This is a genomic window from Hyphomonas neptunium ATCC 15444 (assembly GCF_000013025.1).
GTDB lineage: Bacteria > Pseudomonadota > Alphaproteobacteria > Caulobacterales > Hyphomonadaceae > Hyphomonas > Hyphomonas neptunia.
The window spans coordinates 3,576,326-3,601,447 of sequence record NC_008358.1 but is presented as its reverse complement, the minus strand read 5'-3'; the positions used below and the strand labels follow the sequence as shown (position 1 = coordinate 3,601,447).

Sequence of the window (25,122 nt, the reverse complement as noted above, 5' to 3'; positions counted from 1 at the left end):
ATGAAACGCACCCTCGCCCTTGCGGCGGTTATTCTTTTCACCACCACACTGTCTGCCTGCGGCCTGCAAGGTCCGCTGCAGCGCCCCGGTCCCCTGATTGGCAATCCCTCGGGCGATGTTGACCCTGCGGATCTGCCTGATGGCGAAGCGCGCGACCTGCCGCAATTGCCGGATCGCCCGCAGAATGAGACCGAGGAAGAAGACGACGAACTGCTTGGCGGTCCGGGAGGGTTCTGATGAAAGCGCGCTTTTTTATCGCTTCGGTACTTTCTGGCGGACTTCTGATGGCCTGCCAAACCGCCCCGGAAGCGCCAGAGCCTGAGCCGGTTGCCGAACCTCCGCCGGTTGAGTTGCCCGCCCCGCCCGCGGCCGATGAGCCGCGCGTGAACGAATGGGGCGGAGAAGTTCCCGAGAACAAGCCCACCGGGGATGTCGATGAAGGCGGTCTCGGCGACCTCTCCTGACCTGGAGTCTACATGCATCATTTCAATTATGCCGGAGGCCGCCTCCAGTGTGAGGGCGTCGATCTTGGCCGCGTGGCGGACGAGGTTGGCACGCCGGTATACGTCTATTCGACCGCGACGCTGGAGCGTCACGCGCGGGTTATCGCCGAGGCGTTCAGCAGCCAGAAGGTGCTGATTGCCTATTCGGTGAAGGCGAACGGAAACCTGGCCGTGCTGGCGACGCTGGCGGCTGAAGGCTGCGGCGCGGATGTCGTCAGCGGCGGAGAAATGCAGCGGGCGATGAAGGCGGGTATTCCGGCCGCGCGCATCGTGTTTTCCGGCGTTGGCAAGACGGCGGCTGAAATGAAGCTGGCGCTTGAGGCCGGAATTCACCAGTTCAACGTCGAGAGCGCCGGCGAGCTGCGGCTCCTGTCGAGGGTGGCCAGTGGACTTGGCCTTAAGGCGCCGATTGCGCTTCGGGTGAACCCCGATGTGGCGGCCGGCGGTCATCCCAACATCTCCACCGGCAAATCGGGTGACAAGTTTGGTGTGCCCTGGGGCGAGGCGGAGGCGCTGTATGCCGAAGCAGGCAAGCTTCCGGGCATTCAGGTCGTCGGCGTCGACGTGCACATCGGCAGCCAGATCGGCGAACTCGGGCCGATGCGCGCGGCCTTCGAGAAAGTGGTGGCTCTTGCGCTTCGCCTGAGAGGGCAGGGGCATGATATTCGCCGGATTGATGTGGGCGGGGGCCTTGGCATTCCCTATCGCGAGACTGATGCCCCGGCGCCCCCGTCTGCCTATGCCGCGATGATTGCCGAGGTCACCGCTGGCCATGGGTTTGAGGTTATTCTGGAGCCCGGCCGCGTGATCGCGGGCAATGCGGGCGTGTTGCTGACGACGGCACTGTATGAAAAAGAAGCGCCCGACCGCACGTTTCTGATCATTGATGCGGGCATGAATGACCTCATCCGCCCGGCGCTTTATGGCGCCCATCACGACATCCGGCCCCTGGATGAACCTGCACAGGACGCGGCTGAGAAAGTTTATGATGTTGTTGGGCCGATCTGCGAGTCGACCGACAAGTTTGCCACAGCGCGCACCCTGCCCAAGGTGACGCCCGGTGACCGCCTCGCCTTCATGTCTGCAGGCGCCTATGGCGCTGTGCTCTCATCGGCCTACAATGCCCGTCCATTGGTTCCCGAAGTCCTCGTCAGCGGTGATCGCTACAGTATTGTGCGCCGCCGGCCGGACTTTGAAGAAATGACGATGCTGGAAGAGGTGCCCGATTGGATCACGGCGAAGGCCTGAACACGCTGGGGAAGAAGCTTGCGGCCACGCGCCGCCGGCTGACGCTTCTGGCGCTCGGCCGCGCCTGGTGGCCGGCATTTGTGTTTATTGCCTTGTTTCTGGCTGTTGCGCTCGCCGGGGGCTTTGACCGGCTGAGCAGTTTCCTGGCCGCCGCGATCCTTCCGGCGCTGATGATCACCGCATTGGGGCTGTCATGGCTCTCCTGGCGCCGGTATCGCAGCCCCAGCGAGGCGGACGTCGTGCGTGCGCTGGACCGGCAGTCTGAATTGCGGCCGGTTACGTCGCTGACCGACAGGCCGGCCGATCCTGCAGCTGGGCCGGCGAGCCTCTGGCGGGCGCACCGGGAACGGTTGATCTCCGAAATCGGGAATCTCCGTCTGCCACGCCTGAAGTCGGAATGGGCGGCGCTTGATCCCTATCGCCTGCGCTACATTGTGCCGGTGGGTGTGGTGGCACTGGCGCTGGTAGCCGGCGCCGCCGGGCCGGGGCGGATCGGCCGGGCGCTGAGCCCCGATCTGGGGGCGCTTGTCGGCGCGGACAAAATGATCGTTGAGGCCTGGGTGACCCCGCCAGAGCATACCGGCCGGGCGCCAATCTTCCTGCAAGCGGATATGAAGAACGTGCGGGTTCCGGTTGGCTCGGAAATCACGCTGCGCACGCAGGCGCCCTCTGCGCCCAAGCTGATCCTGCGCGGGGACCGGCGCAAGGCCGAGCGGTTTTCCAGGACCCCTGAAGGCGCCTATGAGGCGCGCGCCCGGATTGAGGAAGATACGCGCCTGACCGTGAACTGGTGGGGCGAGCGGGCGCGGTGGAATTTCACCATTCTGCCCGATGAGGTGCCGCTCATTGCATTCGACACGCTGCCAGAACCCGGCCAGCGCGATCAGGTGACCTTCAAGTGGAAGGCGGGCGATGATTATGGCGTGACCGCGGTCGAACTGGCCATTCGCCTGCGGGTTCCGCATCCGGCAGCGCCCGATGCAGAGGATCGTGTGCCGGTGCCGATGCCCGGCGCGCCAGGGGCAAAGGAGCTGGCGGCGACGGCGCAGCTGGATCTGACCCGCCACCGGTGGGTGGGATTGCCGGTCGATCTCCGGCTGGTCGCGCGGGATGGGGCCGGGCAGGAGGGGTTCAGCGAGCCGGTGCCGTTCATTCTGCCGGAAAAGCTGTTTCTCGACCCGCTGGCACGGGCTGCGCAGGAGGCGCGCGTGACCGTTCTGCGCGAACCGCGCCCTTATGCCGAGGTGCCGAAGAATGAGCAGGCAATTTCCGACGGCGCCATAAACACGGCCGCAACCGGGCGGCTTGATGCGGCGCCGGACGGTGTGCGCCAGGCCGCCCTGATGCTCGACGCTGTGACGTATCGCGGCGAGATGTTCATCAATGATCTTGGCGCCTTCATGGGTCTGCGCATGGCGCTTGGCACATTGCAATCGGCCGGGACCAAGCAGGAGGCTGATGCGGTCGAGCCGTTGCTCTGGTCGATTGCGCTGAAGCTGGAACATGGCAGCGTGGCCGATGCGCGGGCAAGGCTTGAGGCCGCGCGGGCCGCGCTGGAGCGCGCGCTGAGGGATGGCGCCTCGGAAGAGGAAATCCGCAGGCTGATGGAAGCGTTCCGCGACGCGGCAAATGAATACCTTGCGGCGAAGATGGCCGAGGCGATGGCCGGCGGGCTCGACGGGCCAGCGCAGCAGGAAGATGGCCAGGCGCAGGCGGGGGGCGACTCGCTGGGCGGTCAGGATTTTGAGGACATGTTGAATGCCCTGCAGGATCTCACCGAGACCGGGGCGGAGGAGCAGGCCCGCCAGCTTCTCTCGGACATTACCAACATGCTGGAGAATCTCGAATTCCAGCGCGGCGAAGGCCAGGGCGATGGCCTTCCGGGTGAACAGGCCGAAGGCGAGGAAGGAGACCTTCCGCCTGAAGAGCAAGAGCTGACCGACGCCATGCGCCGGCTCTCCGAAATCCTCCGTGAACAGCGCCAGCTCAATGATGATACCCTTGCGCAGCAGCGCGGCGAACAGCCCGGTCAGATGGGTGAGCAACCCGGCGAAGGCTCAGAGCAAGGCGAAGGCGGCGACATGGAAGGCCAGGGCACGGGCGAAGGCCAGGAGCCCGGAGAAGACGGCGGCGGCGCGCAGGAAGGCGAGGGCGAGCCGGGAGAGGGTCGGGGCGGAACGCTGGCTGAGCGGCAGGCCGAGCTTGGCCGTCTCGTCGAAGAACTGGCCCGCCGGGGCGGCGACAGCGGGGGGCAGGGTGAAGAAGGCGGCGGCACCCCCGGCGACGGGGTGGACGAAGATACCCTGCGCGGCATTCTCGATGCGCAGCGCCGGGCAGAGCGTGCCCTTGAGGGCGGCAATGAGGGGCGCGCGGTGATCGATCAGGAGCGGGCCACGCAGATGCTCTCGGAGCTTTCCCGTGAGATGGCCAACCAGATTGACCAGATGCGGGCCAACCGGCTGGGCGAGCAGGGACAAAACTCAAATGATCCGCTCGGCCGGCCGCTGACAGGCGCGGGCAATGACGGGCAGGGGATCGAAATTCCGTCAGAGTCCGAACGCCAACGGGCAAAGGATATTCTCGACGAACTCCGCCGCCGTTACGGCGAGGCCGAAGACGAGGAAGAGCGCGAATACCTGCGGCGTCTGCTGGAGCGGTTCTGAGCCGGCGCTTGCGGGGCGGGTGGCGCCGTGGTCTCATTCCGGCAAAAGTTGACCGGGAGGAAGAAAGATGGCCGCGCGCTGGGAGTATACCAAGGGTCTCAAGGATATTGGCAATGGGCTGTATGCCTGGCTGCAGCCCGATGGCGGCTGGGGCTGGTCGAATGCCGGGCTGATCCGCGATGGGGAAGCGTCCCTTCTCGTCGATACGCTGTTCGACATGGCGCTGACGCGGGAGATGCTCGGCGCGATGGCCGATGCGACGGGTATCGGGGCGGGCAAGATTGGCGCCATCGTGAATACGCATGCCAATGGTGATCATTGCCACGGCAATGGTTGTTGTCCGCAGGCGGAGATCATTGCGTCCGAAGCGAGCGCACGCGAAATGGCCGAAGTGCCCCCGGCGATGCTGGCCCAATTCAAGAAGATGGGCGCGCAACTGGGGCCGGCCGGCAGTTATTTCGCGGACATTTTCGCGCCTTTCGATTTCGAGAATGTCGATGAGCGGGCGCCGACGCAGACATTTTCAGGGACGCTGGACCTGAAGGTGGGTGACAAGGCCGTGCGTCTGATCGAAGTCGGCCCGGCGCATACGGGCGGAGATGTTCTGGTGCATGTGCCGGGCGACAAGGCTATTTTCACCGGTGACATTCTGTTTATCGATGGCACGCCGCTGATGTGGGCGGGACCAGTGGCGAACTGGATCAGGGCGTGTGAGCAGATCATCGCCATGGATGTCGATGTTATCGTGCCGGGTCATGGTCCGGTCACGGACAAGGCGGGTGTGCGCCGGGTGGCGGACTATCTTGCCTTTGTTGACGGGGAGGCCCGCAAACGCTTCGATGCCGGGCTTGGCGTGCGCGAGGCGGCGCTGGATATTGCACTTGGCGACTATGCCAGCTGGGGCGACGCAGAGCGCATTGCCGTGAATGTCGACAGTCTTTACCGGGAGTATCGCGGTGACGGAAAGGTCACGCCGGTCATCGAGCTCTTTGCTTTGATGGCGGACGTGCGGGATGCGCAGCGCCGCTGAATATCAGCGGTTTGCGCCGGGCACCCATTTTACGTCATCTGCGCCGTCATTGTTTGCCGCACGCCCGGCCACGAACAGCCAGTCCGACAGGCGGTTGATGAACGCCAACGCCTCGGCGTTTACCGGCTCGTTCTCCAAGCTTGCAAGCTCGGCCATGTAGCGTTCCGCGCGGCGGCAAAGGGTGCGGGCGACGTGTAGCTGCGCCGCAAGTCTTGAGCCGCCGGGCAGAATGAAACTGTCGAGCGGAGCGATGGCCGCGTTCATTGCGTCGATCTCTTCTTCAAGCCGGGTGACCTGCGTGGCGATGATGCGCAGCGGGGTCCATTCCAGAACGCGGCCGCGATCGGGTGTGGCAAGGTCTGCGCCAAGATCGAAGAGGTCATTCTGGATGCGGCGGATCCGGGCAAGCATGTCGCTGCCGGCTTCCAGGGCGGCAACACCGACGGCGGCGTTGAGTTCATCTACCGTGCCATAAGCGGCGACGCGGGGGTGCCATTTGGGCACCTGCTCGCCGGTCGAAAGGCGGGTCTGTCCTTTGTCGCCCGTGCGGGTGTAGATCTTGTCGATGCGGACCATGGGCCGGGTATCCTTCCTGTCAGCTGCCGAAATTGATCGCGCCGGACGCGATCCCGATGAGCACCAGGAAGGCAATGGCAATTGCCTGGAAGATGACGCGCATCCGCATCAGCTTGTTGGAGCGGCTTACCTGGTTGCCGTCGCGGCGCGCCAGATTGGCAATGCCGATGATCAGAACCACCGCGACAGCCGCCAGCGCGACATAGAAGCCGATAGTCAGGAGTTGTTGCATGGCGTGTCGCCTTTCAGTGCTTGTCGGCCTTGATAGTAGTGCGCTCGGGGGCGCTGCGCCCTGCTGCATCGGGTCGCGGCAGTTTCTGAACCAGCCGGACCATGGCGCCGGCGCCCACGAGCGGCGCGAAGAACGGGATGACCGAGCAGGCGAGCCCAACGAGAAAGACAGAGGCGCCATGCCGGTTGCGCAGGCGCACAGCCTCCTTGAAGCTCATCTGGCGCGCCGCCGCCAGCGTTGCATATTCCCGTCCCATCAGGGCGCCATTCAGGACGACAAACACAACGACGTTCACCACCGGAACGAAATAGAGCGGGATCACCAGAAGATTCAGAAGTAGGGCGGGCAGCGCGATCTTCAGCCCGTTGATGACGCCTTCTGTCAGCGGGACGGCGCGAGCCTTGGGCGCCCCGATCGCTTTTTCGACCCGCTCGGCAGCAAAATCGAACAGGAACCCTCCGACAAATATGGACGCGGCAGGCGAGAGGGCCAAAGCCAGCACAATCAGTATCAGGCTGGCGGCGATTTCCCCGGCTGTGGACAGATAGCTGAGCCAGCCATCGCCTTCAGGAATAAGCGGCACGCCATACCGGATGACCGCCAGGGCGCTGCCACCGGTGAGCGCCAGGGCCAGGATCAGGTTGAGTATGGCAAACAGGGTGAGCCGTCCGGAGGCAACATCCCTGATACCGCCAAGGATTGCGCTGACGGCGCGTGTCATGCGTTTCCGCCACTTTCCAGCCGGGCGGCCAGGGCCTCCACCTTGGCGGCCATTGCGGTGACAAGCGCGGCGGCGCGCTGGTCTGCGCTGGACGCGGGGGCGGTCTGACGGGCGGCATCGAGTTCATCCAGCAGCGCAAGGGCTGCGATCAGTAACAACCGGTCATCGCCAATGTCGCCGACGGCCGAAGAGATACTGGCAAGCCGCACATCGAGCTGTTCTCCAAGGCGCTGGACCCGCATTTCCTGACCGGGTGTGCAGGCGATGGAATAGATGCGCCCCCGGATGCGGATGTCAGCCTTGGCCATCGCCGGGCTCCTCTTCCTCGGGGCTCAGCGCGGCGCGCACTTCCTGAATGGCCGCGCCCAACGCGTCGCTTGCCTCATCGGCGAGGGCTTGCAGCTCCTGTTCGCGCGCCAGCGCATCATCGAGTTCTTCTGCCAGCCGGGAGCGATCTTCAACGAGGGCGGTGATCTCGGCTCTCAGAGCGGCCGGGTCTCCCGCTCGGGTCAAATGGGCCTCAAGCGCCCCTTCCAGGCGCTTCAGGGCCGCGTCCAGGCGCGTGGCTGCGGAGTCCATCTCATTCATCAGATTATCAAGTATCTGCATTGGTTTGCGCCGCCAAGCGCCTTGACGGAGGCCAGCAAGTCTGGCCTAGCAGCCTCGAACGCAAAAACTCCGGGAGATCAGCAGAATGGCTGTCACCAATCGCGACATGGCAAATGCCGTGCGGGCTCTGTCCATGGACGCCGTCGAAGCGGCCAAATCCGGCCATGTCGGCTTGCCTCTGGGCATGGCCGACGCCGCGACTGTCCTTTTCCGAAAATTCCTGAAGTTTGATCCGAAAGACCCCAACTGGGCGGACCGTGACCGGTTTGTGCTATCGGCAGGTCATGGATCGATGCTGATCTATTCGCTGCTGCACCTGACAGGTTATGCCTCGGTCAGCCGCGACGACATCCGTAATTTCCGCCAGATGGGCGCCAGCACGCCGGGCCATCCGGAGAATTTCGTGACCACCGGCGTTGAGACGACCACCGGCCCGCTGGGGCAGGGCATCGCCACCGCCGTCGGCATGGCAATTGCCGAGCGCCATCTCAATGCCCGGTTTGGCAATGATCTGGTAGATCACCGGACCTGGGTTGTTGCCGGGGATGGCTGCCTCATGGAAGGGCTCAGCCAGGAAGCGATCACGCTGGCCGGGCATATGAAGCTGAACAAGCTCATCGTGCTGTTCGACGATAACGCCGTCACCATTGATGGTTCTACCGACCTTTCCGATTCGACCGATCAGTGCGCGCGCTTTGAAGCCTCTGGCTGGATCAGCCGCCGCGTGGATGGCCATGACGAGAAAGACGTCGAAGCCGCGCTTAAGTGGGCGACCAAGCAGAAGAAGCCGGTTTTCCTGGCCGTGAAGACCATCATCGGTTTCGGTGCGCCCAAGCTTGCCGGCACCGGCAAGGCCCATGGCGGCCCTTATGGCGCCGAAGAAATCGACGGTATTCGCAAGTCTCTGAACTGGCCGCATGCACCGTTTGAAGTACCAGAAGCGATCGAAAAAGCCTGGGCGAAAGCTGGTGAGCGATCGGTTGCCGAGCATGCCGCCTGGAAGAAGCGCCTCGCAGCAAGCCCGCACAAGGGCGAATTCAACGCCGCGATCGCTGGCCGTCTGCCGAAGAATCTCGGCAAGGCGATTATCAAGCACAAGAAGGCTGTGGCCGAAGGCGGCGCCTCCAAGGCGACGCGCGTCTGGAGCGGGGAAGCGCTGGAAGTCATTACCGGTCTTGTGCCGGAGATGGTCGGCGGTTCGGCAGACCTTTCGGGATCGAACAACACCAAGACCAGCCACACCGCGCCGATGACACCCAAGAGCTGGAGTGGCCGCTACATCCATTACGGCGTGCGTGAGCATGCGATGGCGGCGGCGATGAACGGTATGGCGCTGCATGGCGGCATCATTCCGTATTCGGGCACGTTCCTGGTGTTTGCCGATTACAGCCGCGCGGCGATCCGGCTTGGCGCGTTGATGGGTACGCAGGTCATCCATGTGATGACGCACGACTCGATTGGCCTGGGCGAAGACGGCCCGACGCACCAGCCGGTGGAGCATGTCGCTTCGCTGCGCGCGATGCCGAACATGGTGGTGTTCCGCCCGGCAGATGGCGTCGAGACCGCAGAGTGCTGGGAACTGGCTCTGCACCGCAATGATGGCCCCGCCACGATGGCTCTGACCCGCCAGAATGTGGCGCCCGCCCGCAAGACGCATACGGATGAAAACCTCTCGGCCAAGGGCGGTTATGTTCTTTCGCCCGCCGGCAAGGGCAAGGAGCGCGGTGTGCTCATCGCGACCGGCTCGGAAGTCGAGATTGCCCTGAAGGCTCAGGCCATGCTGGCGGAAGAGGGGATCGCCGTGCGCGTCGTCTCGATGCCGTCGATGGAATTGTTTGGCCAGCAGGACGCAGCCTACCGCGCCGAGACGCTCGGCAAGGAACTGCCCAAGGTCGCGATTGAAGCCGGAGTCCGCTTCGGCTGGGATCGCTGGATCGGCGCCGATGGCGGTTTCGTCGGCATGGACAGCTTCGGCGCCAGCGCGCCCTATCAGAAACTCTACCAGCATTTCGGCATCACGGCGGAAGCCGCCGTTGCCGCGATCAAAGAGCGGGTCTGATTTAGTCCTCCATATAATTTGCCCGTGGGCGGATGGTCTTGCCGCTGGAGACTTGTTCTATGGCGTGGGCGATCCAGCCTGCCATACGCCCGCTCGCAAAGATAAGGAACGGCGCGTCCTCCGGTAGCTCAAGCTGAACGCTAAGCGCGGCCAGCGCCATGTCGATATTGGCGCGGGCGCCGGTATGGTTCTCTGCGGCGCGAATGGCGCGCTTCAAATCCCCGCCCGGTTTCATCCAGCGAAGCAGGGCGCCCGCACGGGGGTCGCCTTCGGGGTAAAGGGTATGTCCTGTCGCAGGAATTGGTTCACCGCTGTCTGCCAGGCCGGCAAGCGCCGTTTCCGGGCCGTCCTCAAGCGCGCGCTTGAGATAGATCAGAGCGCGTTGCGACGCTTCACCATGCAGCGGGCCGGTCAATGTCGCGCATCCTGCCAGGGCGCAAGCCGCTAATGGGGCGCCAGTCGACGCGGCCACCCGCGCGGCAAAAGTGGACGGGTTCAGCTCATGGTCTGCCACCAGCACCAGTGCGCGCCGGACGAGATCGGTCCCGCCCGGAGAAAGGCCCCAATGACGGGCAAGGCGCTGATGGAAGAAGCCGCGTCCGGTCGTACCGGTAACGGCCGTGCAGAAGCCGGCGAGCAGTTCGCTGCCCTCTCTGGCCAGAGAGGTGGGGTGTCTGGCGAAGCTCGGTGTGTCTTGAGCCGCGCGGGCCGCGAGAAATGCGAGCGCGCGCGCCTTGCCGGTCGGTCCGCCGGAGGGCAATTCAGCGGCGCGGGCTGGGGGCAATGCCCCGGCATTCCAGAGGAGGGCAGCTGCCTCCTCCAGAGTTGCGTCTGCCGAGAGGCGCACAGCGTCCTTGCCGCGATAGATCAGACGGCCGTTGCGCACCGTAGTGATCGCCGTTTCCATGACCGGTTCGCCCCAGGAAATGGCGCCCTGCGCAATGGCTTCGCGGCCCCGGCCGCTGCGCCGCCGTTTCACCAGAGTGGCAATATCGGAGGAGGAATAGAGACTCGACCGGGGATCATCGGTGTCCGGCCGGGCCGCGATCAGTCCGCGGCTGACATAGGCGTAGAGGGTCTGGGGTTTTACGCCCAGCGCGCCGAGGGCCTCTTCGCGTCCGATCCACAACATATGTTGATTATATTGATCAAGATTGACGCTGAACAGGGCCAGGGCGAATTTGATCTCAGGAAATCAGGGAGACACTTATGGATTCCGGACTTGAGAATATTGTCGCTGCAGAGACGGTTCTGTCTGATGTGGACGGACAGAACGGGCGTCTGGTCATTCGCGGATGGCCGGTTGAGTTACTTTCTGCATCCATGGCGTTTGAGGATACTGCGCATCTTCTGTGGGAGGGTTTTTTTGAAGACCTGAGAGATGTGTCGTCGCTCGGGCGACAGCTGGGCGAGGCGCGTGAAGCGGCATTTGCAATCGTGTCTGGTATTCCTGATGGGCTGGACAGTGTGTCCTTCCTGCGCGCGGGATGGGCCCTTCTGCCGGATGATGAAAGCCTTGAGACGGCGATCAGGCTGGCGGGATCAGCGCCGGTTCTCACTGCCGCTGCCATAAGGCGCGGCCGGGGGGAGCCCCCAATTGCGCCGAACGCCCAGCTGTCACAGTCGGCTGATTTTCTGCATATGTTGACCGGCAAGGTGCCGCATCAGGCCGAAGCCCGCGCCTTGGACGCCTATCTCGTAACCGTCTGCGATCATGGCCTCAACGCATCCACGTTTGCGGCCCGCGTCGTCGCCTCGACCAGGGCGGGGCTTACTTCGGCCGCCATTGCAGGTATTTCGGCGCTCAAAGGTCCCCTGCATGGCGGCGCGCCAGGGCCGGTGCTCGACATGCTCGATGCGATTGGCGTGCCGGAAAATGCCGAGCGCTGGATTGATGAGGCGTTAGCGCGGAATGAGCGGCTGATGGGATTTGGCCACCGGGTTTACCGGGTGCGCGACCCCCGTGCTGATGCGCTCAAGACAGCGTTGGCGCGGCTTCCGGGCACCTCGGGACGTATCGGTTTTGCCGAACATATCGAGCGCGCTGTGCTTGGACGGCTTGCCGAGAAATATCCCCGGCGGACGCTGGAGACGAATGTCGAATTCTATACGGCGTTGCTGCTGGAAGCACTCGGTTTGCCACGCGAAGCATTTACTGCCGTTTTTGCCTGCGGCCGCATCATCGGCTGGACGGCCCATGCGCGTGAGCAGATCGGCGAGGGGCGTCTGGTGCGGCCCAGATCGGTCTATCGCGGCCCGGTTCCTGAAGCGGCCTGAGGCTCAACCCTTCAGGTTTTTGCTGAAGAGGTCCATCTGGTTGGGGTCGGCTGGTTTCTTGCGGCGGGTCTTGGTGCGGCCGCGGCGGAAATAGAGGTCGTCGGTGTGATCTTCGTCAGCGGGCGGCGGAGGGGGCGGGGCTGGCTCGAAAGCACGCTTCTCCGGCGGCCGGATGTCATTTGGATCGACCAGTTTCCACCAGCTGACCGCGACGACCGTGTGGCCGGAGGTGTCTTCATAGCGCTGCAGATGCCCGGCGGCGCCGTCAGGCCCCTGGGCCTTGAACAGAGCGTCCGCCTCGGCTTCGGGCATATGGAGCCAGCTTGTTTCCAGTCCCTCCAGGGCCAGACCATTGGCCAGCGACATGGCACCGCGGCGGCTGCGCGCCGTGGGGGCGTCAGGTTTCAGGGCATCTTCAAGGGAGCGGGCAACGGGATAGGCAAGGCTCATGGCAGGGGCGAGGTAAGCCCGTCCTCGCCCGGCGTCCAGCCCGTATCGCTTATGCCACTGAGCCGGGCAGCGGCGAGACGGCCAAATCGCAGCGTCACGGCCTTGCGGCGGGCGGGCGCGAGCCGGCTCTCCGGCGCCTCCCGGATCACCGCGCCGAAGAAGGCATCGGCGACGATCAGACCCGCTTCCGGAGGGATGAGTTCCTGTGGGAAGTCTGCGCCAACAGCGAAGCTCAACCGGTCGCAGTAATCCATATACTCCCGCCATTTGGTGTCGGATTTGAAGTCCTGAATGCTGGACTTGATTTCAATCATCCAGATGTCACCGGACGGGCCAATGCTGGCAATATCTGCGCGGCGGTTGTTGGCCAGGGTCATTTCGGTGACGCCGTAATAGCCCATCTCGCCCATGAGGCGCAGCGTGCCGCGGCAGATTTCGGCAGAGCGGCGGAGCGGGGCGTCCTGATTGAGGGCTTCGGCCATGGCAGGGGCGTTCCGGTATTGTTCTGGTGCCCCACCCTATGCCCGGCGAAGTTTCATCGTCAAGGCACCGAAATATCGAGGCGCTTGGGCGGCGCGCCGGAAAATCAAGGGGCGCCGTGATCCAGTCGCGGCATCAGCGCGTAGAGGTTTGCAAGGAACAACAAGTATTGCCCCAGAGGAGTTGCGCGCGTGTCCAGTGCATATTCAACGACAAGCCCGGCCGACCGGCAGTTCGTGAAGACTGCGATGAAGGCGCCGCTGCTTGATCCGGCACATGAGGCCTCGCTGGCGCGCCGCTGGCGGGAAGCGGAAGACGAAGCCGCCTTGCACGAACTCACGACCGCTTACATGCGCCTCGTCATTTCCATGGCAGCGAAGTTCCGTCATTACGGGCTGCCGATGGCGGACCTTGTATCGGAAGGCAATGTCGGCCTGATGCAGGCTGCCGCGCGGTTTGAGCCGGAGCGGGAGGTGCGTTTCTCGACCTATGCCAGCTGGTGGATACGCTCCTCCATTCAGGACTATGTGCTGCGCAACTGGTCAATCGTCCGGACCGGGACGACCTCGGCGCAGAAATCCCTCTTCTTCAATCTGCGCCGCCTGCGCGCCCGTATCTCCGATTTGGGAGACGGCACGATGACCCGCGAGAACAAGCAATGGGTTTCCACCCATCTTGGTGTACCGCTGAGGGATGTCGAGATCATGTCAGCGCGCCTTTCGGGGTCGGACCGGTCTCTCAATGCGCCCTTGACGATGGATGGGGACGCTGAGTGGCAGGACATGATCGCTGATGAGGGGGCTCCACCAGAGGAAGCCGTGATGCGATCGCACGACACAGCGCGCCGTCACGAGTGGATCAGTGAGGCGATGGAGGCGCTCACCCCTCGCGAGACCTACATCATCACACGCAGACGCCTGTCGGAGGAGCCTCAGACACTCGAGGCGCTGGGCCATGAGCTGGGCGTTTCCAAGGAACGGGTGCGCCAGATCGAACATCAGGCGCTGTCCAAACTGAAGCGCGCGCTTGAGCAGATTGCCGGCGACCCTGAAACGGCAGGCATCGTCCCCGATGCGTGAGGCCCTCAGGGCGTCTCCAGTATTTCCACATTCAGCGGATGACTGATCTCCATGCGGAGGTTCCGGACATAGCCGCGCGCGCGGATTTTTGTCTCAGGATCCAGCTGGCAGTAGGCGGCAGCGGCGTTCTCGATTTCCAGAACCAGCAATGAACTCTCCAGCAGCACATCACAGGCAACGCCGGAAAATTCGGCTCCCTGCATCCCGGCGGTAACGGCCTCAACGACCTGGAAGCCCTGGAATGTATCTGGCAATGCGTCTGCATGTGTGATCGGCCATGTACGGCCTTTCCAGAGCCCGGCCTGTTCGTCGCGCGCAGCCGTTTCGAGCGGCAGGAGCAGCTCATTGGCGGCGGCGGTATCGGGATAGACCCGCACACGGGCGACCCCGCGTTTCACCATTTCCGCGTTGAGCCAGAGCGCGGGACCCAACGTGTCCGTCGTCACGACATGCGCCAGCGCCCGGTCATAGCGGTCGCGGGTCAGGCCGCCATAGCGCAGCTCCACTTCACGACCGAGTACCATGTCCTCCAGCGCTCGCTTTGATTCTTCAAAGCCCGGATCACCTTCCCGGTCGCGGTAAGGACCGGCAGGTGCTTCGATGCCGATGAGGCGGACGCTCTGGCCGGTCGAGAGGACCAGCGCGTCGCCATCAATCACCCGCACCACCCGGCCCCGCTCGCCGACAGCCAGACCCTCAAGCGGATCAGACGGCGCACGGCCGCAGGCAGCCACGGCCAGCACGGCGGCGAGGATCGTGATTGTCCAGATAAACGCCCTGCGCCCTGCCACTCTCATGGATCAACTATCGCCCGGCAGGTGGCGGCGGCGCAAGCCACTTCGCCTTGCCAGAGCAGTCCGGAGACCGCTAAGCCTTCCCTTACGATAAGTATACGGGAGGAACCCCATGTCAAAACCTCAGAAGTCCTATCGCAAGCGCGAGATCGCGGGCCATACCCTGAGCCCGGAATCTCTGGTGATGGGATTTGGCTACGACCCCTTCATGTCTGAAGGCTCGATCAAGCCGCCGATTTTCATGACGTCCACCTTCGCCTTCAAGTCGGCGCGCGAAGGGGAGGCGTTGTTTCGCCGCCTCGCCGGGAGAATGGAGGTGGGCGATCCGGAAGATGCCGACCTCATCTACACCCGGTTCAACAATCCGAACATGGAAGTGCTGGAAGACCGGCTGACGCTTTATGATGACGGGGAGGCGGCGCTCGCTTTTTCCTCCGGAATGTCGGCCATCACGACGGCGCTTTTTGCCTGCGCGGAACCTGGTACCGGCATCCTCCATTCCAGCCCCCTCTATGGCGCCTCGGAAGTCTTTATCCGGAGCTTCATGCCAGACTGGGGCGTGCGCTCGGCGGAGTTCGATGCCTGGTCGACGGAAGACCAGATCCTCAAGGCGGCGCGCGATGCGGTCGCCCGGTTCGGGCCGATCTCGGTGATCTTTACCGAATCCCCCGCCAACCCCACCAATGCGCTGGTCGATATTGCCGCCTGCGCCCGTGTGGCCAGTATACTGGAGCAGGAGACGGGCCGGCGCCCCATCCTGATGTGCGACAATACCATGATGGGGCCAGTCGGCCATAAGCCGCTGAAGCATGGGGCAGACCTCGCGCTTTACTCGCTGACCAAATATGTCGGCGGGCATTCGGACCTGATCGCCGGCGGCATTGTCGGCAATGACGAGATCCTGACCAAGGTCCGCCGTATGCGGAATTATCTGGGAACGATGCTGGACGCCCACTCGTGCTGGCTGCTGACACGGTCTCTGGAGACGGTGCAGCTGCGGATGGAGCGGGCCTTCTCCAATGCGCGTATCTGCGCCAATTACCTGAAGGACCATCCCAAGGTCGCCCGCGTGATGTATCCCGAATTCCTGGCGGCCGGCGACCCGCAGCGCAAGGTGTTCGAGGAGCAGTGCGACGCAGCGGGGGCTACCTTTTCCTTCGATGTGACGGGCGGGAAGGAGGCTGCGTTCCGGATGCTGGACAAGCTGCAACTGATCAAGCTGGCCGTCAGCCTGGGCGGGACCGAGAGCCTGATGTGCCATCCCGGCTCGACCACGCATTCTGCCGTTCCGGCCGATGTGCGCGCCCGGATCGGCTTTACCGACGGCCTCATCCGCTTTTCGGTCGGCATTGAGGCCCCTGATGACTTGGTGGTCGACCTGAAACAGGCGCTGGAACATGTGTGAGCATGGATTTCTGCTTCAAAAAGAGGCGCTTTTCCGATAGGGGAAGCGCCGGATGGTCCCGTAGCTCAGCAGGATAGAGCGACAGATTCCTAATCTGTAGGTCGTGCGTTCGAATCGCGCCGGGATCACCATTCCTTTATTGCTCGGCGGTGTTGCTGAGCCCGTTGGGCTCAGCCCGCCTGCGCCTTCGCTTTGCTTGTGGGGGGGGCGTCAGGCATTGAGCGTTGCGTTTGCCATGTTCCTCCCTCTCCCACTTCATGGGCGAGGGGAGCAGAAACGGCTGTATCCGGACTGGCGGAGCCATCCGGGTTCGGAGCAGTTTGGGTGGCTCCCTCAAGGTGGAGCCTCGTGCGCGGCGGGCGCCGCGGCGCCCGGAAAGGTTTTAGTGTTGCGGTTTGGGCACCTCGCCCGCCGCGCACTGCCGCCGGAGTTTCGGGCAGTAGGATTCGGGATGACTTCGGCGCTGCCAGGCCTTGACCACTTACCATTAACTCTCGTGACCTCTCAGATGAGAGGCGGGCCAGTGGGGATTCTCTACCGGCTTTTTGGTCCGGCTTGCCTGGATCAACGTCCCTAGGGTTGCGATGGGCCGTAAAGTCCACCGCGTCCCATCCTCCGGGGCGACCCCCTCACAAACCGAACGGCACCGGCGCGGCTCCTGTGAGGAGGATGCGCTTAATGTGACGGCGCGGGGGACCCCGGCGGATAAGGTTTTCGAATTTTCCGCTCATCCCCGCGCAGACGGGGATCTGGCAAGGCGGCGCGCATCCTCACGAGACCCCCGCCTGCGCGGGGGTGAGCGGGGATTTAGGGGGGCTTTCTGGGTCCCGGACATTTGCTTTGCAAATTCCGGGATGACGGGGGGAGGGAGCTGGGTGTGTTGGATAGGGCGGCACTTATTCTCACTGTTGCAGCCCTCACCTCCCACGCCCTGCGGGCGCGGGTCCCTCCTCTCCCTTGGGAGAGCGACTGTGTTCGCTTTCAAGCGTTTTGTGTTTGCCATGGGGATTTGTCTCTGAGGATTGCGTTGAGGATTGTGAGAAGTTTTCGCATTACGGCCACGAGGGCGACCTTGGCGGGTTTTCCGGCGGTCCGGAGGCGCTGGTAGCAGGCTTTCAGGGCTGGGTTGAACCTGATGCCGGCCAGGGCAGCCATGTAGAGGACGCTGCGCACATCGGCGCGGCCGCCGGTTATTGAGCGGCGGCCGCGCCACTGGCCACTGTCGCGGTTGAAGGGGGCAAGCCCCGCGAGGGCCGCGATCTGACGGCGGCCAAGGGTGCCTAGTTCCGGGAGGGCCGCAATCAGGGTGCGGGCCGTCTGGTCGCCAACGCCGGGTACGGATTTGAGCAGGTCCTCTGCCTCCCGCCAGGCCGGGCTGGCATGGATGCGGTCCCCGATCTCCCTGTCGATGTCTGCCAGCTGGGCTTCCAGAACCTTCAGCACCCGGTCGATGCTGCGCAGGGCCGGCCTGGCCGTCACCAGGCGGCGGCGGTTGCGTTCGGCCACCGCCATGTCGATGACCTGCCGCCGCCGGGTGACCAGCTCTGCCAACTGTTGGGCCGCGGCGTCCGGAAGGGCTCGCGGGGCCGGCCGGATCGCCTGTCCGAACCGGGCGATTACCGCCGCATCGATCGCATCCGTCTTGGCCAGCTGCCCGGTGGCGCGGGCAAAGTCCCGGATCTGACGGGGATTGACCGCAACAACCGGGATCTGCGCCCCGGCCAGGGCGGCGGTGACCACCCGTTCCAGCCCGCCGGTGGCCTCCAGCACCACCAGGTCCGCGCCCAGCTCCGACAACGCGGCCAGAAGGCTGTCTATCCCCGCTGGAGTGCGCGCGACGGCAAAGGCACGCCCCTCCGGCAATACATGGACGTCCAATGTCTCCTTCGACACATCAATTCCAACAAATCTCTCGCTCATGTCCCGACCTTGCGCATGCGGGCTTCGCTTTCGCCGGCCCAAGCGACTGTCCGGGTTGATGACCAAGGCGGATGAGGCGACACGCTCTCCCACGGGCTTGGTGTCCCTCAGGGGTGGGGTGCTCTCATCCGCTGCCGACCGCGGAAATATAGCAGGCCGGGCAAAAGATGACATACAAGGGGTAAGGGGTGGCTATCGGGCCAAAGTCAGCGGCGGGTTTTGGGGGTGGCGCCGAGGACGGCGCGGGTGACGCGGAGGGTGCGGCTGGCGATGCGGACTTCCATCAGGAAGGAGACGAGCGCGACCGAGAGGAACACCATCGAGGCGACGAAGAGGATGGAGACCGCCTGCGCGACGGGCACGGGCGTGAGCTGGCCGGTGAACAGCAGGATGATGACGACGCAGATCAGCAGCGCGGCCAGCGTCGAGAGGGAGATGGCGAGGTGGATGCGGGCCATGCGCCGGTCGAGCACACCAAGCTCCATGACGGCGAGGCGGCGGAGGTCCTCTGGCGCGTCCTCAAGCCCGCCTTCCAGCGTGCGCCAGCGGTCCACAACCCGTGCCAGGCGATTGGCCATAACGTTCAGCAGCGCGCCGATGCCCGCCAGGGTGAACACCGGGGCGATGGCCAGCTGGATGATGTGAGCGACTTCTTCGGGCAGGGGGACGGGGGTCATCTGATCAGCCCCGCCGCCGGGTATCAGCAGCTGCCGTCGGACGCCGGGTTCCAGGTCCGCGTGGTGGTTCCAAAATCGGCCGGGGCGTGAACATAGCCAATATCCTTTGTCTCTCCGGGCGCGATGTAATGGCTGTACCCCATGGAATGGCCATTCGTGAAGCGGACATCTTTCAGCGCCGCCTGCACGCAGAACGGGTAGCCGGCATAGTTGGCGGCCCGGAACTGCCAATAGCGGGACCCGTCCCATGGATTCTCCATCAGGTCGCTGTAGACATGGATCCCGCTGTCATTGATCTCGTCCATGCGTTCGATCGAATAGCTTTCGCTCAGGGTTTCGCAGCCGGCGGCCGCCAGGAGGGCGAACAGGGCAAGGCCCGGCCGGAGTTTCATGCGTGTCTCCCAGAATCGTTTCCGGGAAAGGCTAATGTCGTCCGCGCGAGCCTGCCAGTGGAAAATCGCCCGGAAGGCCGGCAAACAGGGCCCGCGGCGCGCATAATCCCCACTTTCATTTCCCCCCCAAATGAGCCATAAGCCGCGGTTTGGGGCGGAGGCCTGCCTGCTGACCCTGCTGGACGACATCCCGGCCGTGGCCATCTTGACAAGGGCCGCTCCCAAAAAACCCGCCAATTCAGGCGATTAGAGAAACCCGCATCCCGGTGGGATGCTTGAACAGAAGGCTTTGCCGATGTCGATTACTGCTGAAAGAAAGCAGGAGCTCATCAAGAAATTCGCCATTAAAGAAGGCGATACGGGCTCTCCAGAAGTGCAGGTTGCGATCCTCACCGAGCGGATCAACAACCTGACCGACCACTTCAAGACCAACAAAAAAGACAACCACTCCCGCCGCGGCCTCCTGACTATGGTCGCCACGCGCCGGAAGCTCCTGGATTATGCGCGGAGCAAAAGTGAAGCGCGTTACACGAAGCTGATCACGGAACTCGGCATCCGCCGCTAGGTCCGAAAAACAAGCCCGCCGGGCAATAGGGCTCTGGCGGGCTTTTCGTATGTGAAAGAAAGACTGAAATGTTTAACAAGCAATCCGTGTCGCTGGAATGGGCTGGCCGCACGCTGACAATCGAGACGGGCCAAGTGGCACGTCAGGCCGATGGCGCCGTCATGGTGCAGTACGGCGATACCATTGTCCTCGCGACCGCCGTGTTCGCGAAGGAAGCAAAACCGGGTCAGGACTTCTTCCCCCTGACCGTGAATTACCAGGAAAAGTACTTCGCCTCCGGCCGGATTCCCGGCGGATTCTTCAAGCGCGAAGGCCGCCCCACCGAGAAAGAGACGCTGACCTCGCGCCTCATCGACCGTCCGATCCGTCCGCTGTTCGTCGACGGTTTCAAGCATGAAGTCCAGGTCGTCGTCACGACGCTGTCCTATGACCTCGAGAATGATGCCGACATCATCGCGCTCGTCGGCGCCTCTGCGGCGCTGGTGCTTTCCGGCGCGCCCTTCATGGGCCCGATCGGCGCTGCGCGCGTTGGCTACAAAGACGGCCAGTACATCATCAACCCGACGATTGCCGAACTTGAAGAGTCCGAGCTTGACCTCGTGGTTGCCGGCACCACCGACGCCGTGATGATGGTTGAATCTCAGGCGGCTGAGCTTTCCGAAGACGTGATGCTCGGCGCTGTTGTCGCCGGTCATGACGCGATGCAGCCGGTGATCGATGCGATCATTGCGCTGGCAGAAAAAGCGGCGAAAGAGCCGTTTGCTTATGAGCCGCCAGACCATTCGGCTGCCCTCAAATCGGTGATCGACACTGTCGGCGCCGATCTGTCGAAAGCCTACAAGATCACCGCCAAGGGCGAGCGTTATGCTGCCATCGGCGCGGCCAAGGACAAGGCGAAAGCTGCCCTTCTTGGTACGGATGAAGCCCCCGGCGTGATGACGCCGGAAGTCTTCAAGACCGTGTTCAAGGAAGCGGAAGCTTCTGTTGTGCGCGGCGACATCCTGAAAACCGGTCAGCGGATCGACGGGCGCAAGCTCGACCAGATCCGCCCGATCGTTGCCGAAGCCGGCTTCCTGCCGCGCACGCATGGTTCGTCGCTGTTCACGCGCGGCGAGACGCAGGCGATCTGCGTTGCCACGCTCGGAACGTCCGATGACGAACAGTACATCGACGGTCTGGACGGCACGAAAAAAGAAAAGTTCATGCTGCACTACAACTTCCCGCCCTATTCGGTCGGGGAGACGGGCCGCATGGGCGGCGCAGGCCGCCGCGAGATCGGCCACGGCAAACTTGCCTGGCGCGCGCTCAAGGCTGTTCTGCCCAAGCATGAAGACTTTCCGTACACGATCCGTATGGTCTCCGAGATCACCGAGTCGAACGGGTCTTCCTCGATGGCGACTGTTTGCGGTTGCTCGCTGGCCATGATGGATGCGGGCGTTCCGCTGACCCGTCCGGTCTCGGGCATTGCCATGGGCCTCATCCTCGAAGGCTCCGAGTTTGCGGTTCTCTCCGACATCCTCGGCGACGAAGACCACCTCGGCGACATGGACTTCAAGGTTGCCGGTACTGAAAACGGCGTGACCTCGCTCCAGATGGACATCAAGGTTGCGGGCATCACCAAGGACATCATGGGCAAAGCCCTTGAGCAGGCCAAAGGCGGCCGGATGCACATCCTCGGTGAAATGGGCAAGGCCCTGACCGCTTCGCGCGGCCAGCTGTCGGAAAACGCGCCGCAGATGGAAATCATCAAGGTGCCGACCGACAAGATCCGTGATGTGATCGGTTCGGGCGGCAAGGTCATCCGCGGCATCGTCGACGAGACGGGCGCCAAGGTGAACATCGATGACGATGGCACGGTTCAGATTTCGGCGATGGATCGCAAGTCGATCGATGCCGCGATCAAGATGATCAAGGGCATCACGGCGGAAGCCGAAGTCGGCGAGATCTACGAAGGCAAAGTCGTTTCCATGAAGGACTTCGGTATCTTCGTGAACTTCTTCGGCCCCAAGGACGGCCTCGTCCACGTCTCGCAGATGGCCAACAAGCGCATTGGCCACCCCAAGGAGATGGTCAAGGAAGGCGACAAAGTGTGGGTGAAGCTCATGGGCTTCGATGAGCGCGGCAAGGTCCGCCTCTCCATGAAGGTCGTTGACCAGGAGACCGGCAAGGAGCTTGCTGAAGAAGCGGGCGACGACGCTTCGGAAGACTAGTCTTCCCTCCGATTATCAAATGAATGAGGGCCGCTCCTTGATGGGCGGCCCTTTTTCATGGAAACACCGGCTACAGAAGAGGGCGCGCTGTCATGACAAAGAAGAAATCCTTCCTGATTGCGATGTCGGGCGGTTCGGGCTCGGGAAAATCGACGCTGGCCGAAGCGCTGCTGGAACATCTGGGGCCGGGAAAGGCCGTGATGTTCGGCGAGGACGCCTATTATCACCCGATGCGCTTTTACGGCACGCCGCAAACTGTGGCCGAACGCGAAGCCCTGGTGGCGGGCATCAACTATGACGACCCCAAATCCAAGGAGGTTGATCACCTGGTATCAGACCTCAAGGCGCTGAAAGCGGGGGAGGCGGTCGAGCAGCCGATTTATGACTATGAGCGCCATGACCGGTCCACCAATACGCGGCGCATTGAGTCGGCGCCGGTGCTGATCCTTGAAGGGATTCACGCCCTCTCGATGCCCAAGATCCGCAACTTCATTGATCTGTCGGTGTATGTGGATACGCCGGACGATCTGCGCCTGGCACGGCGCATCCGGCGGGACGTGATCGAGCGGGGCCGGACGGTGGACTCGGTGCTGGCGCAATACATGTCGACCGTGCGCTCTGCCCATTACCGCTGGACGCATCCGGCGAAGTTTGACGCGGATCTGGTGATCGCCGACGAGGGCCTGCCTGCTTATGGCAATGTGAAACCGACCGGTGAGGCGATTGAGCGGATGATCGCGCCGGTGCTGGCGCGGCTTCAGACGGCCGGGGTGATCTGAGCCCTTCTGGCGGCGTGAATTGCCAAGGTGAACGCGCCGGCCTTCCGTGATAGGAAGGCGCTATGCACCGCGTGATTGCCAGTCTCGCTTTCCTCCTTCTTCTGCCTTTGCAGGCCTTTGCCTGTGATCTGCGCATTCAGGGCCGGCCCCTTGCCGTGGCGCCATATGTGGAGCGTGCCCAGCCGTGTCTGGCCCGCCCGCCCGCCGGGTTTGCCTTTGAAGAGAGCCTGGAGGCGCGGTTTCTGGATCTGGTCAACAAGGAGCGCGCCGAGGCGGGCCTGGCGCCCTTGCAATTGCGCCGCGAGCTGATCGACGCCGCCCGGCTGCACAGTCTCGACATGGCGGTGAACGGCTTCTTCGGCCATGTCGGCCCGGACGGGCGGGGGCCGGGGGACCGGATCGCGGCGCTGGACCGGACGGCGCTGGCAGATTTCTCGGCGGAGAATGTCGCCACCGTTTCGCGGGTTGGGGGGCGTATCGGCGCAAACTTCGCCGTCAAACGGCTCCACCGGAATCTGATGGACAGCCCGAGCCACCGCGAGAACATCCTGCACTCCAAGGCGACCCATGTGGCCTTTGGCGTGGTGCGTACACAGGAAGGCGTGTGGGTGACGCAGCTGTTCATGCGTGTCTCGGGAACCCTGGCGCGGGCCGCGCCATTACGGCTCAGCGCTGCCCAATCACTGCGTGAAAGACCCCTCGGCCTCGAAGGCTGGCGGTTCGTTCGGTATGATATGGTGGCGCCTTCGGGCGATCCGTTTCCGGGGACGAGCGGCGCCCGGCCAGGCCTGGACGCGCGGCTTGCCGCCTACGCGACCCAGCCGGGCGATGATCCGCGCTCGTATTACTGGATGCGGTTTCCGGGGCCGGCGGTGACCGTCATTCCTTGATCTGCTCACGATAACCAACAAGGAAACTGAATGTCTGAATCTCTCGAAGAATTCCGTAGGCGTTTGAATTCAGATTGGCTTCCCTCGTACTGTTCTGAGCCTCGACGTAACTACTCACCGGAAGGATTTCGGCGAGATTCTCTGAACGCGCTAGAGGCATTCGATGCGGGTTGGTTCATTCAGGCCATCGATGGCGATCTGGTGAAATATGAAAATGGGGGATTCAGGGCGCCGCTGAGTAGCGGAGCCGAACCAATCTTCTGGGAGCTCGAAAAATCGATCTCCCCAAGACCGATCACTTTATGGCGGGAACCGGTTATAACTATTGGCGCGGTAGCCCGGCTTAAAGTTGAGTTTGGTTGGCCTATCGGTGCGCTTGGAATGCAATCTAGGCGCTCTTGGGCGTTTGATCTTGTAGGTTATGACGCCGACGGATTGCGCGAGATTCTCTTGTGTGAAGTAAAAAAATCTGACCGCGAAATCGAAATGTTACATGCGTGGATGTTGGAGTACTGCTCTTCTGATCCCCTGGAAGCTGAGCCAGAGCACAAAGGGCGCAAGAACGCATACAGAAAAGTACGAGACATAAGAATTGCCTGGCCTCAACTCGTCTGGTTGCTCGGTCCGGGAGGGCGGGGTGTAGTATTTAAAGTTACTCGCGAAAACGACAGCCTCCGCTTCAATTTGATACCCGTGTCTGAAAATAATCTCGGTCACCGAAATTTCGTTTCCGCAAGTTAGCCTTTCATCTCAATCCTTTTTTCCGAGAAGGTCGAGGCTTGGCTGCTTGCGCGCCCCTTCCGATGTCGAGCGCTTCACATCGTCTCCGAGAATGTCGACCCAAGGGTGGCGGCGGTCGTCGTAGACGGAAAATCCGGGGGCGGGCATATCCGTTCCGGCAAAGGCGCCATAGGGAAGGGCGGTGACGCCCGGCCAGTTTTCGATTGTGTAGGTCACGGTCGAGCCGCACTCCGGGCAGAAACGATAGGTAATGCGGTTGCCGCTGTCGGCGGTGCGGGCCCATTCTTTGGCATTGCCTGACAGCGCAACGTTGTCGTCCGCCCAGCGGGCCTGCGCGCCAAAGGCGCTGCCCGTGCGTTTCTGGCAGGCGAGGCAATGGCAGACCGAGACACGGACGGGCTCTCCCCGGCAGGTGGCGGTGAGTTGGCCGCACCGGCAGGTGGCTACGCGCTCGATCATGGGGTGGCCCCTCCAGCTTCTCCTGCCGAAGATAGCTGAAGGGGACGGATGAGGCTAGCAATTGTCCGGCTGTGAACGGACGAGTTGCAGGCCGCGCCGCGTGATGCGGTAGGGCTGGCCACGCTCTGAGGCGATGGTCCGCCGCCGCTTCAGCTTGCGGAAGAGGGCCATATCAAGCCCCGTATACCGCCAGCCATCGCGGGAATAACAGTGCGCGTCTGTGAGCTTGCCCGCCTCATCGCGGACAAGGTCGATCCGCCCGCCCTGGGCGAGCAGGTGGAGGATGCGCTGTTCAGCGCGGGAAATGTCCATGTGTTGAAGTCTCTGGTCCCGCGCCCCAGACAGGATCTTGATCAGATCAGG

Annotated in this window: 28 protein-coding genes and 1 tRNA gene; 15 read left to right on the top strand and 14 right to left on the bottom strand. The window is 63.2% G+C overall.

Annotated elements, in window-relative coordinates:
• The 5 genes from lptM to HNE_RS17110 all read left to right on the top strand — a co-directional run bounded on the left by lptM (position 1) and on the right by HNE_RS17110 (position 5,444).
• Positions 1-237 carry an LPS translocon maturation chaperone LptM gene (gene lptM / locus HNE_RS17130; protein ID WP_035591293.1) on the top strand — a complete coding sequence of 79 codons (237 nt, stop codon included), beginning with the start codon at positions 1-3 and terminating at the stop codon, positions 235-237.
• Positions 237-464, top strand: coding sequence for a hypothetical protein (locus tag HNE_RS17125; RefSeq protein ID WP_011648430.1), 228 nt, complete (start codon positions 237-239; stop codon positions 462-464). Before lptM ends, HNE_RS17125 begins: the two co-directional genes overlap by 1 nt.
• A gap of 12 nt (positions 465-476) precedes the next feature.
• The gene (lysA, locus tag HNE_RS17120) at positions 477-1,751 is read left to right on the top strand and encodes a diaminopimelate decarboxylase (RefSeq protein ID WP_011648429.1); all 1,275 of its coding nucleotides are present in this window, start codon (positions 477-479) and stop codon (positions 1,749-1,751) included.
• Positions 1,730-4,414 (top strand): DUF4175 domain-containing protein, encoded by a 2,685-nt coding sequence (locus HNE_RS17115; RefSeq protein WP_011648428.1) that lies wholly within the window; start codon positions 1,730-1,732, stop codon positions 4,412-4,414. Before lysA ends, HNE_RS17115 begins: the two co-directional genes overlap by 22 nt.
• 67 nt (positions 4,415-4,481) lie before the next feature.
• Positions 4,482-5,444 carry an MBL fold metallo-hydrolase gene (locus HNE_RS17110; RefSeq protein WP_011648427.1) on the top strand — a complete coding sequence of 321 codons (963 nt, stop codon included), beginning with the start codon at positions 4,482-4,484 and terminating at the stop codon, positions 5,442-5,444.
• Positions 5,445-5,447: 3 nt separating this feature from the next.
• Here the strand turns inward: HNE_RS17110 and HNE_RS17105 are convergent, their stop codons facing one another.
• Genes HNE_RS17105 through HNE_RS17085 form a run of 5 tightly spaced genes read right to left on the bottom strand, consistent with a single transcriptional unit; the run spans position 5,448 to position 7,561 of the window.
• Complete coding sequence (locus HNE_RS17105; RefSeq protein WP_011648426.1) at positions 5,448-6,020, bottom strand: cob(I)yrinic acid a,c-diamide adenosyltransferase; 573 nt, start codon at positions 6,018-6,020, stop codon at positions 5,448-5,450.
• A gap of 19 nt (positions 6,021-6,039) precedes the next feature.
• On the bottom strand, positions 6,040-6,252 hold the full coding sequence (locus HNE_RS17100) for a twin transmembrane helix small protein (protein WP_011648425.1): 213 nt from the start codon (positions 6,250-6,252) through the stop codon (positions 6,040-6,042).
• A gap of 13 nt (positions 6,253-6,265) precedes the next feature.
• Positions 6,266-6,973 (bottom strand): EI24 domain-containing protein, encoded by a 708-nt coding sequence (locus HNE_RS17095; RefSeq protein WP_011648424.1) that lies wholly within the window; start codon positions 6,971-6,973, stop codon positions 6,266-6,268.
• On the bottom strand, positions 6,970-7,281 hold the full coding sequence (locus tag HNE_RS17090; RefSeq protein ID WP_011648423.1) for a cell division protein ZapA: 312 nt from the start codon (positions 7,279-7,281) through the stop codon (positions 6,970-6,972). The genes HNE_RS17095 and HNE_RS17090 overlap by 4 nt, the downstream gene beginning before the upstream one ends.
• Positions 7,268-7,561 carry a DUF4164 family protein gene (locus HNE_RS17085; protein ID WP_148206035.1) on the bottom strand — a complete coding sequence of 98 codons (294 nt, stop codon included), beginning with the start codon at positions 7,559-7,561 and terminating at the stop codon, positions 7,268-7,270. The genes HNE_RS17090 and HNE_RS17085 overlap by 14 nt, the downstream gene beginning before the upstream one ends.
• A gap of 106 nt (positions 7,562-7,667) precedes the next feature.
• On the opposite strand from HNE_RS17085, the gene tkt reads away from it, so the two are divergent.
• A complete protein-coding gene (tkt, locus tag HNE_RS17080) occupies positions 7,668-9,641 on the top strand; it encodes a transketolase (RefSeq protein WP_011648421.1) in 1,974 nt (657 codons plus the stop codon).
• 1 nt (position 9,642) lies between these two features.
• Here the strand turns inward: tkt and HNE_RS17075 are convergent, their stop codons facing one another.
• Positions 9,643-10,773: a citrate synthase gene (locus HNE_RS17075; RefSeq protein ID WP_011648420.1), complete on the bottom strand. Its 1,131-nt coding sequence runs from the start codon at positions 10,771-10,773 to the stop codon at positions 9,643-9,645.
• Between the two features lie 77 nt (positions 10,774-10,850).
• Here HNE_RS17075 and HNE_RS17070 point away from each other — a divergent pair, with 77 nt between their 5' ends.
• Positions 10,851-11,918, top strand: coding sequence for a citrate synthase/methylcitrate synthase (locus tag HNE_RS17070; protein WP_011648419.1), 1,068 nt, complete (start codon positions 10,851-10,853; stop codon positions 11,916-11,918).
• A 3-nt stretch (positions 11,919-11,921) separates the two neighbouring features.
• Here the strand turns inward: HNE_RS17070 and HNE_RS17065 are convergent, their stop codons facing one another.
• A complete protein-coding gene (locus HNE_RS17065) occupies positions 11,922-12,368 on the bottom strand; it encodes a hypothetical protein (protein WP_011648418.1) in 447 nt (148 codons plus the stop codon).
• Positions 12,365-12,850: an MmcB family DNA repair protein gene (locus tag HNE_RS17060; protein ID WP_011648417.1), complete on the bottom strand. Its 486-nt coding sequence runs from the start codon at positions 12,848-12,850 to the stop codon at positions 12,365-12,367. The genes HNE_RS17065 and HNE_RS17060 overlap by 4 nt, the downstream gene beginning before the upstream one ends.
• A 189-nt stretch (positions 12,851-13,039) precedes the next feature.
• Here HNE_RS17060 and HNE_RS17055 point away from each other — a divergent pair, with 189 nt between their 5' ends.
• Positions 13,040-13,927, top strand: coding sequence for an RNA polymerase factor sigma-32 (locus HNE_RS17055; RefSeq protein WP_011648416.1), 888 nt, complete (start codon positions 13,040-13,042; stop codon positions 13,925-13,927).
• 5 nt (positions 13,928-13,932) lie between these two features.
• On the opposite strand, the gene HNE_RS18240 is transcribed toward HNE_RS17055, so the two are convergent.
• Positions 13,933-14,724, bottom strand: coding sequence for a thermonuclease family protein (locus HNE_RS18240; protein WP_011648415.1), 792 nt, complete (start codon positions 14,722-14,724; stop codon positions 13,933-13,935).
• A gap of 109 nt (positions 14,725-14,833) precedes the next feature.
• On the opposite strand from HNE_RS18240, the gene HNE_RS17045 reads away from it, so the two are divergent.
• Complete coding sequence (locus HNE_RS17045; protein WP_011648414.1) at positions 14,834-16,126, top strand: cystathionine gamma-synthase family protein; 1,293 nt, start codon at positions 14,834-14,836, stop codon at positions 16,124-16,126.
• Positions 16,127-16,180: 54 nt separating this feature from the next.
• Positions 16,181-16,257, top strand: a tRNA-Arg gene (locus HNE_RS17040).
• Between the two features lie 850 nt (positions 16,258-17,107).
• On the opposite strand, the gene HNE_RS17035 is transcribed toward HNE_RS17040, so the two are convergent.
• The 3 genes from HNE_RS17035 to HNE_RS18795 all read right to left on the bottom strand — a co-directional run bounded on the left by HNE_RS17035 (position 17,108) and on the right by HNE_RS18795 (position 19,115).
• Complete coding sequence (locus HNE_RS17035; RefSeq protein WP_011647564.1) at positions 17,108-18,046, bottom strand: IS110-like element ISHne3 family transposase; 939 nt, start codon at positions 18,044-18,046, stop codon at positions 17,108-17,110.
• 206 nt (positions 18,047-18,252) lie between these two features.
• Entirely contained in the window at positions 18,253-18,723 is a 471-nt protein-coding gene (locus HNE_RS17030; protein ID WP_011648413.1) for a DUF2721 domain-containing protein, read from the bottom strand.
• A 23-nt stretch (positions 18,724-18,746) separates the two neighbouring features.
• Positions 18,747-19,115 carry a hypothetical protein gene (locus tag HNE_RS18795; protein ID WP_011648412.1) on the bottom strand — a complete coding sequence of 123 codons (369 nt, stop codon included), beginning with the start codon at positions 19,113-19,115 and terminating at the stop codon, positions 18,747-18,749.
• Between the two features lie 295 nt (positions 19,116-19,410).
• Between HNE_RS18795 and rpsO the strand changes: the two genes are divergently transcribed.
• From rpsO to HNE_RS18640, 5 genes are all read left to right on the top strand, one after another.
• Complete coding sequence (gene rpsO / locus HNE_RS17020) at positions 19,411-19,680, top strand: 30S ribosomal protein S15 (protein ID WP_011648410.1); 270 nt, start codon at positions 19,411-19,413, stop codon at positions 19,678-19,680.
• A 68-nt stretch (positions 19,681-19,748) separates the two neighbouring features.
• The gene (pnp, locus tag HNE_RS17015) at positions 19,749-21,890 is read left to right on the top strand and encodes a polyribonucleotide nucleotidyltransferase (RefSeq protein ID WP_011648409.1); all 2,142 of its coding nucleotides are present in this window, start codon (positions 19,749-19,751) and stop codon (positions 21,888-21,890) included.
• A gap of 92 nt (positions 21,891-21,982) precedes the next feature.
• Positions 21,983-22,669, top strand: a complete 687-nt coding sequence (gene udk / locus HNE_RS17010; RefSeq protein ID WP_011648408.1) for a uridine kinase — start codon at positions 21,983-21,985, stop codon at positions 22,667-22,669.
• A gap of 62 nt (positions 22,670-22,731) precedes the next feature.
• Positions 22,732-23,559, top strand: a complete 828-nt coding sequence (locus tag HNE_RS18235) for a CAP domain-containing protein (protein WP_011648407.1) — start codon at positions 22,732-22,734, stop codon at positions 23,557-23,559.
• 30 nt (positions 23,560-23,589) lie between these two features.
• Entirely contained in the window at positions 23,590-24,300 is a 711-nt protein-coding gene (locus HNE_RS18640) for a hypothetical protein (RefSeq protein WP_148205923.1), read from the top strand.
• Positions 24,301-24,309: 9 nt separating this feature from the next.
• On the opposite strand, the gene HNE_RS17000 is transcribed toward HNE_RS18640, so the two are convergent.
• The gene (locus HNE_RS17000) at positions 24,310-24,759 is read right to left on the bottom strand and encodes a GFA family protein (protein ID WP_011648406.1); all 450 of its coding nucleotides are present in this window, start codon (positions 24,757-24,759) and stop codon (positions 24,310-24,312) included.
• Between the two features lie 54 nt (positions 24,760-24,813).
• Positions 24,814-25,071: a YjhX family toxin gene (locus HNE_RS16995; RefSeq protein WP_011648405.1), complete on the bottom strand. Its 258-nt coding sequence runs from the start codon at positions 25,069-25,071 to the stop codon at positions 24,814-24,816.
• Positions 25,072-25,122 lie beyond the last annotated feature (51 nt).